Origin of the sequence: Serpens gallinarum, assembly GCF_014836765.1 — a bacterium.
GTDB lineage: Bacteria > Pseudomonadota > Gammaproteobacteria > Pseudomonadales > Pseudomonadaceae > Serpens > Serpens gallinarum.
In genome coordinates this window covers 1-12,192 of record NZ_JACSQG010000009.1, presented here as the reverse complement: position 1 = coordinate 12,192, position 12,192 = coordinate 1, and the positions used below count along the sequence as shown (strand labels likewise).

General features: G+C 52.1%; 6 protein-coding genes. 4 read left to right on the top strand and 2 right to left on the bottom strand.

The annotated features are described in order from the left end of the window. Positions 1-9 precede the first annotated feature (9 nt). The 4 genes from H9642_RS14625 to H9642_RS14610 all read left to right on the top strand — a co-directional run bounded on the left by H9642_RS14625 (position 10) and on the right by H9642_RS14610 (position 6,883). The gene (locus H9642_RS14625; RefSeq protein ID WP_251837197.1) at positions 10-1,419 is read left to right on the top strand and encodes a c-type cytochrome; all 1,410 of its coding nucleotides are present in this window, start codon (positions 10-12) and stop codon (positions 1,417-1,419) included. A 386-nt stretch (positions 1,420-1,805) separates the two neighbouring features. Continuing rightward, positions 1,806-3,443, top strand: a complete 1,638-nt coding sequence (locus H9642_RS14620; RefSeq protein WP_251837196.1) for a VRR-NUC domain-containing protein — start codon at positions 1,806-1,808, stop codon at positions 3,441-3,443. Next, positions 3,440-5,713 carry an ATP-dependent DNA helicase gene (locus H9642_RS14615; RefSeq protein ID WP_251837195.1) on the top strand — a complete coding sequence of 758 codons (2,274 nt, stop codon included), beginning with the start codon at positions 3,440-3,442 and terminating at the stop codon, positions 5,711-5,713. The genes H9642_RS14620 and H9642_RS14615 overlap by 4 nt, the downstream gene beginning before the upstream one ends. A gap of 291 nt (positions 5,714-6,004) precedes the next feature. After that, a complete protein-coding gene (locus H9642_RS14610; RefSeq protein ID WP_251837194.1) occupies positions 6,005-6,883 on the top strand; it encodes a transporter in 879 nt (292 codons plus the stop codon). A gap of 307 nt (positions 6,884-7,190) precedes the next feature. On the opposite strand, the gene avs2 is transcribed toward H9642_RS14610, so the two are convergent. Continuing rightward, the gene (avs2, locus tag H9642_RS14605) at positions 7,191-11,675 is read right to left on the bottom strand and encodes an AVAST type 2 anti-phage system protein Avs2 (protein ID WP_251837193.1); all 4,485 of its coding nucleotides are present in this window, start codon (positions 11,673-11,675) and stop codon (positions 7,191-7,193) included. A gap of 160 nt (positions 11,676-11,835) precedes the next feature. Continuing rightward, the gene (locus H9642_RS14600; RefSeq protein WP_251837192.1) at positions 11,836-12,111 is read right to left on the bottom strand and encodes a barstar family protein; all 276 of its coding nucleotides are present in this window, start codon (positions 12,109-12,111) and stop codon (positions 11,836-11,838) included. Positions 12,112-12,192: the final 81 nt, after the last annotated feature.

The window sequence follows — 12,192 nt, the reverse complement described above, 5'->3', positions numbered from 1 at the left end:
GAAGTTTTCATGACCATTGAAAGAACGAAGCAGAGCATTGGTCAGCACCTCCTGGCGAGCATCGCGGTGGTCCTCAGCCTGGGCGCCCAGGCAGCTCCGTTTGACGATGAACAGGTCAAGCGCGGTGAGTACCTGGCCAGGGCGGGCGACTGCGTCGCCTGTCACACCCTCGAAGGCGGAGAGCTCTTTGCCGGCGGACTGCGCTTGTCGACGCCGCTGGGCGATGTCATCGCCACCAATATCACCTCGTCGAAAACAGCGGGAATCGGCAATTACACCCTGGAGCAGTTCGACGACGCGGTGCGCAAAGGCATTCGCGCTGACGGCAAATACCTCTACCCCGCGATGCCCTATACCTCATACGCCAAGACAACAGACGAAGACATCGAAGCGATGTACGCGTACTTCATGAGCGGCGTGGCGCCGGTGGAAACCCGCCCACCGGCAACGGAGCTGCCCTTTCCATTCAACATTCGGCTGTCCATGGCTGTATGGAATGCATTGTTTCTGGATGACGAGCCCTACCAGCCCGACCCCAGCCAGAACGCTGAATGGAATCGGGGGGCCTACCTGGCGCAGGGCCTGACCCACTGCAGCACCTGTCACTCGCCGCGCAATTTCCTGATGGCCGAAATGTCGTCCAAAGACCTGGCCGGTGGCGAAGTCAGCGTCTGGTACGCGCCCAACATCACCTCCGACGTCAACAGCGGCATCGGCGGCTGGAGCACCGAGGAGCTGGTGCATTACATGAAAACCGGCAATATCGCCAAAGGCCAGGCCTCGGGGCCCATGGCGGAAGCCATCGACCATAGCTTGCAGTACCTGACCGACGCGGACCTGCACGCGATCGCCGTCTATCTCAAGACGGTTCCTGCCGTGGTTCAAGAAGGCATCGAGAAGCCCGTGTACGCCTGGGGTAGCGCGGTCAACGCGGTCCACCGCTCACGCAGCGGCGCCTGGCCTGAAAACCCTGACGAGATGACCGGAGCCCAGCTCTATGACGGCTACTGCGCCGCGTGTCACCAGGCCCACGGCGAAGGCACCTTCGACACCCTGCTTCCAGCCCTGTATCAAAACACCGCGACCGGAAGGCCTGAGACCAACAACCTGGCGATGGTGATCCTCCAGGGAATTCATCGAGTGTCCGAAGGCCATGAGATCCGCATGCCGGGCTTCGCCCATGAACTTTCCGATCAGCAAATCGCAACCCTGTCCAATTACCTGATCCAGACCTACGGAAATCCCCAGGCCGAAGTCACGGTGGGCCAGGTCGAGAACCTGCGCGCCGGGAAGACCTCAGCGCCTGACCTGGTTCTGTTTGCACGCGTGGCCATGGTCGTTGGCGTCATCGTGCTGCTTATTGTGCTCATCGCGCTCATGCGGCGCAGACGGCGCAGGGTCACCAACCATCGGTATTAGGAGGACAGCACCATGCGGTTTGGCTACCTGATAACGGCTCTGCTTGCCCTGGCATTGGTCGGTTGCGACGTGGATGAAACCGAACGCAGCGCACCCGAACCTACACCTGCGCCCAGTCACGAGCAGCCTTCCAGCGGGTCAGACGACTCGATGGACCCTGATCGCAATGACCAAACAGCTCCCCCCGCGGAACAAGGCACCGGCCTTGGTACCGAACACGGCAGTGAAGGCGGAGAGGTCATCGACCCGGCAAGTGGCCAGGGGACCGGAACGACTCAGTAAGCGGGCGGGCCCGAATAACGCTCGCAACCCCGTCGTCACCTGCGGTTGCTCAATCCCGCTCCAGGCCGGACAATCCTGTATGAAAACCCAGTGATTGCCGCGCCATGCCCTCCTCGCTTGCCCCCGAGTTTTACTACCTCGACAACTTTCGCACCGCCCTGGCCTGGGTGCGCGAGCGCTATGCCGACCTGCTGACGCTTGAGGAACTCGCCTTTATCGAGAGCTTCCACACCTTGGAGCTGCCCGCCCAGGCGCTGCTGGTGCGGATGGTCATGCGCCGTGGCTGCCACTTTCGCCTGAGCAAACTCGGCTACCCGGAGATCGGCGACAGCCTGGCCGCGGCCCGTCCGCTGCTGGATCTTGGCTGGGTCAGCGAGCAGGCAATTCTGAGCGCAGCTGAAGTGGCCGAGCTGTTACGCAAGGATGAAGTGCTCGCCCACCTGCCACTGCCGGATCGCCGCGCCGCGCAAAAGAAAAGCGAGCTGCTTGAACAATTGCAGGCGCAGGACCTGCCGGAACAGACCTTTAGCAACTGGTGCCCCACCCTGGACGATCGGCTGCTGAGCCTGCAGGTGGGCGAACTCTGCGACCGCCTGCGCCTGATGTTTTTCGGCAACCTGAGCCAGGACTGGTCCGAGTTCGTGCTGGCCGACCTGGGCATATACCGCTACGAGCCGGTGGACATCAGCCCGCACTCGCGTGGCTTCCAGTGTCGCCAGGATATTGAGGATTACCTGCACCTGCGCGGGCTGCGCCAGCACTGCGACGAGGGCCTCGCCGTGGAGGCGATACTGCCGGCGTTGCTGGCCTTCTCTTCGCAGAACCCCCACCTGCGCACCCGCCAGTCACGGCTGCTGTTCCAGATCGCTCAGCAACTGGAACGCTGCGGTGAGCTGGAACAGGCCCTGACGCTCTACCGGCACAGCAGCCACGGCGAGGCACGCTGGCGGCAGATTCGCGTGCTGGAAAACCTGGGCCGCAATGCCGAAGCCCTTGAGTACGCCCAACTCTTCAGCCAACAGCCCGGCAGTGACGAGGAAAGCCAGCGCCTGGAGCGCGCCCTGACCCGCCTGCGCCGCCGGCTCGGCTTACCGCTGAGCAAGCGGCCCAAAACCCTTGCGGAGGCGCGCCTCGACCTGGCCCTTGCGCCTGCCGAGAGCAGCGTGGAAATCGCCGTGCGCGATCACCTGCATCAGGACGCGGCGCCAGTGTTCTACGTGGAAAATTCCCTGCTCTGCAGCCTGTTCGGCCTGCTGTGCTGGGACGCCATCTTCGCCCCGCTGCCGGGCGCGTTCTTCCACCCGTTCCACAGCGGCCCGGTGGACCTGTACAGCCCGGACTTCCACCCTCGGCGCCAGGCACTGTTCGAGCAGTGCCTGGCGCGCCTTGAACACCCCGACTACCCGCAACTGCTGCGCGCGCGCTACCGGGAAAAGTACGGCATCCAGTCGCCCTTCGTGTTCTGGGCGATGCTCGATGAGCCGCTCCTGGAAATGGCCCTGCACTGCATTCCGCCGCAGCACCTGCAGGCCTGTTTCACCCGCCTGCTGCAGGACCTGAAAGCCAACCGCGCCGGCATGCCCGACCTGATCCAGTTCTACCCGCAGGAGCGGCGCTACCGCATGATCGAAGTGAAAGGCCCCGGCGATCGCCTGCAGGACAACCAGAAACGCTGGCTGACCTTCGCCGCCGAACAGGGCATTGCCGTTGAGGTGTGTTACGTGACCTGGGCAGCGGCATGAGCTATCGGGTCGCGGTGCGGGCGCTGTGCGAATTCACCGCCAAAGAGGGCGACCTCGACCTGCGTTTTACGCCCTCGCCCACCGCCCAGGAAGGCATCGCCGGGCATCAGACCGTGGTCAGCCGGCGTGGCGGGCACTACCTCGCGGAACTGCCGTTGAGTGGCACCTATCCGGGGCTGTTGGTCAGCGGTCGCGCCGACGGGTACGACCCCGAGGCCAACCGTCTGGAAGAGATCAAGACCCACCGCGGCGACATCAGCCGCATCCCCGCCAACCATCGGCTGCTGCACTGGGCCCAGGTCAAGGTCTACGGCTGGCTGCTCTGCGAGCAACTCGGGCTGGAAGAACTGGAACTGGCCGTGGTGTATTTCGAGGTGATGACCCAGGTCGAGCATGCCTTTACCGAGCGTTTCCGCGCCTCTGACCTGAAAGCCTTCTTCGATCAACAGTGCCTGTGCTTTTTACGCTTTGCCGAGCAGGAACAGGCCCACCGTATAGAGCGTGACGACTATCTGGACGCCCTGAGCTTCCCCTACCCAGCCTTTCGCCATGGCCAGCGGCAACTGGCCGAAGCGGTCTATCGCAGCGCCCGCGATGGCCACACGCTGATGGCCCAGGCCACGACGGGCATCGGCAAGACCCTGGGCACGCTGTTTCCCCAGCTCAAGGCCATGCCCAGTCAGGAACTGGATCGGCTGTTCTTCCTCACCGCAAAAACACCCGGCCGCCGTCTGGCCCTGGACGCGCTGCACAGCCTGCGCCATGAGGATCGGGCCACACCGTTGCGGGTGCTGGAGCATGTGGCGCGGGACAAGTCCTGCGAACACCCGGACAAAAGCTGCCATGGGCAGTCCTGCCCGCTGGCCAAAGGATTCTATGATCGCCTGCCGGCTGCTCGGCACGCCGCCCTGCAACACGGCTGGCTCTCCCAGCAGCAGGTGCGCCGCATCGCCTTGCAACACCAGGTTTGCCCCTACTACCTGAGCCAGGAGTTGTGCCGTTGGGCGGACGTGGTGGTCGGCGATTACAACTACTACTTCGACATGGGCGCCCTGCTCTACAGCCTGACCACCCTCAACGAATGGCGCGTCGCCGTGCTGGTGGACGAGGCGCACAACCTGGTCGACCGGGCGCGCAGCATGTACAGCGCCGAACTGGATCAAGCCGTATTCCACGACCTGCTCCGCCGGGCGCCGGCGCGCATCCGCAGCGAGTTGCAGCGCGTGGGTCGCCACTGGGAACAGCTCAACCGGGTGCAAGAGCACGACTACCAGATTTACCCCAGCGTGCCGGATTTATTCGTCGCGGCCCTGCAAAAAGCGGTGACCGCCATCACCGATCACCTGAGCGAGCAGCCTGACGGCAACGACCGCAGCCTGCTGCAGTTCTACCTGGACGCCATGCTGTTCTGTCGCCTGAGCGAGGCCTACGGCCCCCATTCGCTGTGCGACATCACCCGTCAGACCAGCAACGCGCTGAGCCTGGACACCACGCTGTGCCTGCGCAACGTGGTGCCGGCGCCGTTCCTCGCCGCGCGCTTCGACGAGGCCCACACCACCACGCTGTTCTCGGCCACCTTGCGACCCGCCAACTACTACCGCGACCTGCTGGGCCTGCCGGAAGAAACCCAGTGGATCGACGTGGCCTCGCCCTTTGCGGCCGAGCAACTGAGCGTTCGCGTGGTGCGCAACCTGTCCACCCGCTACCAGCATCGTGAAAGCAGCCTGGCGCCCATTTGCCACCTGATGGCCGAGCAGTACCGACGCGAGCCCGGCAACTACCTGGCCTTCTTCAGCAGCTACGCCTACCTGGAGCAAGTGCGCGAGCTGTTCAGGAGCCTGCACCCGGACATCCCCACCAGCGTGCAAACCCGCAACATGCAGGAAGGCGAGCGGCAGGCGTTTCTCGACCGTTTCACCCTGCACTCGGAAGGCATTGGCTTTGCCGTGCTGGGCGGCGCGTTCGGCGAAGGCATCGACCTGCCCGGCAAACGCCTGATCGGCGCCTTTATCGCCACACTCGGCCTGCCCCAGCTCAACGTGGTCAACGAAGAAATCAAAACACGCGTGCAGGACATTTTCGGCGAGGCCAACGGCTACGACTACGCCTACCTCTATCCGGGGATGCAGAAAGTCGTTCAAGCCGCCGGCCGGGTGATTCGCACCACCGACGACCGTGGTGTGGTGTATCTGCTGGATGATCGATTTGGGCGGGCGAAGGTGAGGGGGCTGTTGCCCAGTTGGTGGGAAGTGGAGTCGTGGCGGGTGTGAAAGGTTGGGCCACAAGGATGCTGTGAAGCCGCCAGAATTTTGCCACGCCTAAGGGTTGCCTAGGGTCGCTGCTCCCGTTCGCGAAAGGCTGCTAACGCCCAAGTTGTCGTTCACCAGACGAGGCACCGATCAGCAGGACCACCCGATCAAACAGCGAGTGCAGCCGCGCAGCATTGTTGGTAGCGGTCAGATGTAGGCAGATGCGCTACAACAATAGAACTCTGGGGCCGTAGGAAGCACGCGAATGTGGACGATGCCCAAACTCTGCGCCGTTAGGCTGGTCCGGTTCGCATGCGCGTCGCTTATAGCCAACGGAGCAGTCGCAGAAGATCTCGAACCCAGGTCTTATGCCAATACGCCGGTCGGTATCAATTTTCTGCTCGTGGGCTACAGCGATATGGATGGCAGTGTGACCGCGAACCCCTCAATACGCTCGAAAATGGCCAAATTAATATCAAGACTACCGTCTTTGCCTTTGCCAGATCGTTGGACGTATGGGGTCGCTCCGGGAAGTTCGATATCGTTGTGCCCGAGGCGAGACTGGAGGGTTCTGCTCTGTTTGCCGGTGAACCCAGGGAACGTAATGTCACAGGGCTGATCGATCCAAGATTTCGATTCTCGGTTAACTTTTATGGCGCCCCGTCGCTCTCCCTGGCTGAATTCCCTAACTACCAACAGGACTTGATTATTGGCGCCAGCCTGGCAATCACACCGCCAGTTGGCCAATACGATTCCAGTAGGCTCATAAATCTCGGCAACAATCGCTGGTCATTCAAGCCAGAGCTGGGGATTTCCAAGCGCCTGGGGGCAGTGACATTGGAGTTATCCGGTGCGGGAACCTTTTTCACCGACAATGACGACTTCCTCGGCCACCGTACGGTTTCCCAAGACCCGATTTACCAGGTACAAGCGCATGTTATCTATGCCTTTAGCAATGGTGTTTGGGTAGCGCTGGATACGACCTACTTCTCGGGCGGGAGCACTTCTGTTGATGGGGTCAGTAACCACGACTTTCAGGAAAACACACGCTACGGGGGCACTCTCACGCTGCCGTTGAGCCGGAACCATTCGCTAAAGCTGTTTACCAGTGAGGGCGCGCACACCCGTACTGGCAGCCAATACGATGTTCTGGGCATTGTTTGGCAATACCGCTTCGGCGGAGGACTTTGAACACTGGATTTGTGCAATACGAATCGCCCCTAATTTCGTGAAGGCTGACCGCTTCTGGAAGCGACCGAGCGACCGAGCGACCAGTGCAGTTTTGAAATCCCGAGCAATAGCGACGATCTATGCCAGGCCGTCGCTATCCGGCCAGAAGCAGCCGGTGGTTCCGATAGGCCAGAGCTGCGCTAAGGAAAATAAATCTGTCCCCTTTTCTCTCCTTTCGGCAGCCCCCCCTCAAGTTGGGGTTTCTTAAGCATCACTCCTTTTTAACACCACTTATATATACTAGTTATCATTCAGTTCTTACATTCATTTATCGCGTTGAGTAAGTTTTATGGCTCCCTTTTAGCTGATTGTTATCAAAATAAAACGCTCCACTAAACTCCTGTCGGCCATAATGATGATTTGAGGTAAGTGAGCCACCTATAACACCTTTCTCACCCAACAATGTCCAAACTACTTCAAAGCCATTCTCACCTAACATTTTTAAAAATGGTTCTTTTTTAATAAGTAAATGTGCCTTTGAAGCATGTATAGCTTCAGCTGCAAAGCAAACGATAGTACCGTTTTGATCCTTGAAGCTACCTTCTATTTCCCCGCTCGTTAAGTCCATTTTTTCGAAGATTAAATTGCTTGGTTTCAAAAAGCTCAAAGTTTCTATTTTTGATTTATCGAACTCTTCTTCCCACAAATAATTAACAGAAGTAATACTAACGTCAGCTATCTTAGCTCTGGACTCTTGGTCTGATACCGAGGTCCAATCTGAGCCACCATAATAGTCTGATTTAAAAAACTGGTATGCTTCGGACCAATAGAACTCTCTATTAAATAATTGGTATCTATCACTTCCTTCCGGCATCCACCTGCCCATGAAGTGTTGGCCTATTGCCCAATCTCTATAATTTTCAAATTCTTCTAATTTAACGATATAACTTCTGAGATGGCACCAAACCTCTTTTCGTGGGTGCCCCCAGTCATCGTTGCCAATAATTTTGGGCTCTTTCCAAGACGGATAACTTTCTAATACCAGCCATTCATCACCGTTGTCATCTTTAACTTCAATCAAACCATATGGATTAGTTATCGCAGTAGAGCTTTTCACCCATTCTTCATAAGAGCAAGTCCAATCAAATACTTCATCATTAAGCCACCACATTTCTTGATTGCTTAACACCTTTGTTCCTGTTTCTTTAAGTAAGATAGTAGGATCTATATCTCTTACGTAAGGCTCCCATGGCCCTTGATATGGGCTTTCCTTTCGTTCGTCACCATATCCTTCAAAACGAATAAAATTATCGGCTAGCTTTGCCATGTATTCATAATAAGCAATCCATTGGTACTTCTTACCAATCCGCTCTTGAAATGACTCTCTGCGCCCACGGCCAGTTCCTATTTGTCGGTCAAAATCACCATGCTTCTCAGGATCCCAACCAAGCTCCACAACACGCTTAAATATAAAGCGCTCTGCTACTCTAAGATCAAAGTGTTTATCGGTTTCCAGCAAGTTATTATTGTGATCTAGGTACGGCTCTATATCATTCTCAAACTCAATTAACAGGTCATCCGACAAAGACTTTTTAAACAATTCTTTGTTCGCCCTTATTTCTTCCTGAGCTTTTCTGCCTATCGCGCTACCTAGCCTAATTGTAGTGCTACCAAACGTAATTTCTTCGGCATTATCATCATAAATGATAGGGTCAGTAGCTTCATACAGCTCTTTTTGGTTATCAGTTAATTTACTTTGGAAAGTTTTAAAAACTTGCTTACGGTCAATAGGGGGTTCACCAAACTTGCAACCAGACCAATCCGAGTGATTGTGATTTGTTCCAATCGTATATCGTGAGAAGTCACCACCTCCCATAATCGAGCTCCAAAGTGTCCAATAAGGGTCTTTATCATAGAGGGACTCTAGTTCTTCTTTTGAAGGAATCTCGTCAGGCCAACTACTGTTGTATGGAGGCTTAGTCTTAGACAGTTCAACACCGTCAAGCACCAGTCCAGAGTGAGTAGCAAATTCGATGATCTCTCTCGCATAGTCTCTAAGTAAGATATTTGGATACACATACTCAGGACAAAATACCTTTTGGTAAACAGTTTCGGCCAAATATTTTAGTTCTTGAACATTATCCGTTCGCAATGTACAGCCTAATGCAACTGAAAATATTCTTTCCCAAACATAAGGATCGTCTACCCCATCAAACTTATCAATTATCTTTTTCAATACAGGAATTCTTTTTTCGAGTAAACTTACTAAAGCTTTGGTAGAACAATCCCGAAGCTCCCGGTTACTCGAAGTTAAAAACCAGCATAAACTAGTTGCAACCAACTCGATTGATTCGTCTGAAATGTAGCTTTTATCTGTTCTATCCCATGCCCAATCTACTAGATGCCTAAATGCTGAGTCTTCACTATATTTGTATTTAAGTTGTGTAGTCCAAAACGCATCACGATCTGGTAAAGAGTGCTTTGTTAGCCAACTATGTAAGAAGTTAGCATTAAAGGGATGATCAACTAACCCTGAAATAGAGATCACTGCCTCTAGAAAATGATCAAAGCTATTGTTAAACCCAAATACTTGCTCATTGATGAAAGGTTTGATTTTTTCGAAATCAATAGCATGGATATCTCGCCAAACCAAGCTTTCAATAAATGCTTCTAGTAAATTATGATTATCACTGAACTCCGGCAATAATTCATAAAGCTCTTTCCCATACTTTTCTGGCAATTGAATGGATAGAGCCTCAACTATCCCCGAGTGTATATAAAAGTCATATTCATCTTTAAAATAACTTTTCAGGCGACCATTAGAATTAAATTCATTTTCGATATCTTCAACATCGTCTAATAAGAACTTAACGGTTAAATGATCATCAAATCTTTCAAAAGCCACATAAACTACTTCCTCGGTAGAATTATCATCATTTCTTACTATGCCTTTAGTTAACAACCCTTCGTCAATCAAGGCGCTAAGAAAAGTTTTATCAGTCACATAATCATGAACAACAGATTGAACCACTGAATGAGCTTCTTTAAGTGAAATACTATTTCCACCAATATTCAGTTTAACTTTTATTATTTCGTTGAGAGCTTCTTTAACAAGGGGAAAGCTGGAGTCGAAAGCATATTTTTTGGGTGATGCTAATGATTTATTTACACCTTCCACTAGAAAATTCAGAATATTTGAAATGCCATTAAACCCAACAGGCACTTTCGTTAAGCCATTTTTCTTAATCCCTTCGCACAACAACTTAAGAAATAGAGGGTTTCTAAACTCTGGATTAAGGTTAGGTGACGATGGCCTCTCTATACTGTAATAATCATAAAATAAGCTGACCGCTTCCAACTCGACATTTTGAAATCCAATATGCTCATGAATTTCAAAATTATTGCGCTCCACGTTCTCATCTGAAATTGTTACACTTTTATATGTTGTTCTGACTGACATTACTAGGCCAAGCCATTCAAATTGTTTGATTTCATCCACAAAACTGTTGATGTTATCATTCCAGAATTTGTTGCCATTTCCTTCATTAATTGCATCAATAAAGATTAAGACTCTTTTTCCCCTTTTTTGACCAAATAAATTCAGCTTTTCTAGGAACTCACGGGAAGTAACCTTAAGCTGTAATCTCTTAAATATTTGTGACCAAGGAGATTCATCTGAAGTAAGTTGTTGCCCTAGTATAAATAGAGAAGGGTAACCCGAGGCAATCCGTGTTTTAATCACGTCAGCAAGTAAATGAGATTTACCTATTCCAGCCTTTCCTTCGAGAAGTAAGAATTGGTTGTTAGCTAACTTCACTGTTATTGAGTTAATGAATGCAAGTAAATTATTGCACGCATAATCAAGATCCCGAAGCTCTCTCAAAGTGGATGAATACTTATCACTGTAGTGATTGGTTTCACCTTCTTTTTTTGACTCTTCCCGCAAATCCCACAATACTGATTCCGACTCACTAATAGCTACCCGGCATCTAGAAACATTATCAATAAACTTCTTCGTTGGAACTTCACTTAATTTAGAAATGTCGATTTCTTGATAGAGATTTGCAATATCATTTAAGGACCGAACCATTACAGATAGTGGTGTAGAAATTTCATCACATTGACGAAGCTTATTTCCTTTTATAAGAAAACTGTCGATATGCGAATAAAACATATCAGAAAATGCTTGAGTCCTTCCAAGGCCCTCAAATACCTTTGAAATATCAAGCTTTACGTTCAACTCAGGTGTATATCGTCCACCCAAATCAGCAATTGCTTGTCTGTTTTTCTCATTTAACCAATCATCACTCAAGTGAAAAGTTAGCTTCTCATCTATAGATCGCAACAAAAGTTTAATTTGAATAAGTTCGTCACTGATATCGAATATTTTTTCTTTATAAGTTTCTTCGATATGGAGACTTTTTAACGTTTTGCACTTGTTTATTTTAAGCGCAAGAATCGCATAAAAACGCTCAAGTTGATTTTGAGTTGGAGGAAGTATACTTGGATAATCACTAAACTTATTCAATAACTCAGTTTTATCGAGCAACTCTTTAAACAAAATGTATTCGTTTAACACATCAAATAATGGCTGAGAGTGATAAAATGGAACTTTATCTGACTCAATTGGATATTCGACTTCAAACTCTGTAGCCGTTTCCTCAATCAGTTGATAGAGCCTGTCTACATATCTTTGCTTGGGAAAAAGCATCTTGCGAAACCACCCGTACCCTTCCTGAGATATAAATTGGTCTACAAATTTTGTTGCAACGTAGTAAGCTGCTCCACCAATTACCATTGAGACAGGTTCCATTTTTTATCCATCCTACATTTTCTATTTTAACGAAGCCTCGTGACCTCTATGAGATGCTACATTCCACTGCAGGAGAACAAAACAGAGAACCGGCGCTGCGCGGCTTTATCGCGCAGCGTCCAGCGACAGAAGGGAGAGGTTGAGCGCCGGGTTAGAACTCTCATTCAAGGCGCACCTCGACAAGTTTCGAATCTCGTGAGATTTTTCGAAGCACCTGATAGAAGCGCCCCTCTCGCAGCGCTTTGAGATTTGCAGTATTGATGAACATCAGTTGACACTCTCCCGGCCAACCAGGGCCTCCGTTAAGAGCGTCCCAAAACGCATCGAGGTTGCAGCCGAAATAACCAGCATCTTCCGGTTCAGTTACAGCTAGATACGCTTGCCAAAAGGAACCCTCATCCTTGAGATGAGCACAATCAATAGTGTAGGAGCGCATGAGTTCTAACGAAGCTGTAGAAAAACCCCAAAAACACCCGCTCCTTCGGCGCTCGCGGCACTTTTTTCAAGTGACTGACCA

What these genes read in the sequence shown, in the direction of transcription:
- avs2 (WP_251837193.1), bottom strand. Translation starts at nt 11,675, where the DNA reads ATGGAACCTGTCTCAATGGTAATTGGTGGAGCAGCTTACTACGTTGCA.
- H9642_RS14610 (WP_251837194.1), top strand. Translation starts at nt 6,005, where the DNA reads ATGCGCGTCGCTTATAGCCAACGGAGCAGTCGCAGAAGATCTCGAACC.
- H9642_RS14600 (WP_251837192.1), bottom strand. Translation starts at nt 12,111, where the DNA reads ATGCGCTCCTACACTATTGATTGTGCTCATCTCAAGGATGAGGGTTCC.
- H9642_RS14615 (WP_251837195.1), top strand. Translation starts at nt 3,440, where the DNA reads ATGAGCTATCGGGTCGCGGTGCGGGCGCTGTGCGAATTCACCGCCAAA.
- H9642_RS14620 (WP_251837196.1), top strand. Translation starts at nt 1,806, where the DNA reads ATGCCCTCCTCGCTTGCCCCCGAGTTTTACTACCTCGACAACTTTCGC.
- H9642_RS14625 (WP_251837197.1), top strand. Translation starts at nt 10, where the DNA reads ATGACCATTGAAAGAACGAAGCAGAGCATTGGTCAGCACCTCCTGGCG.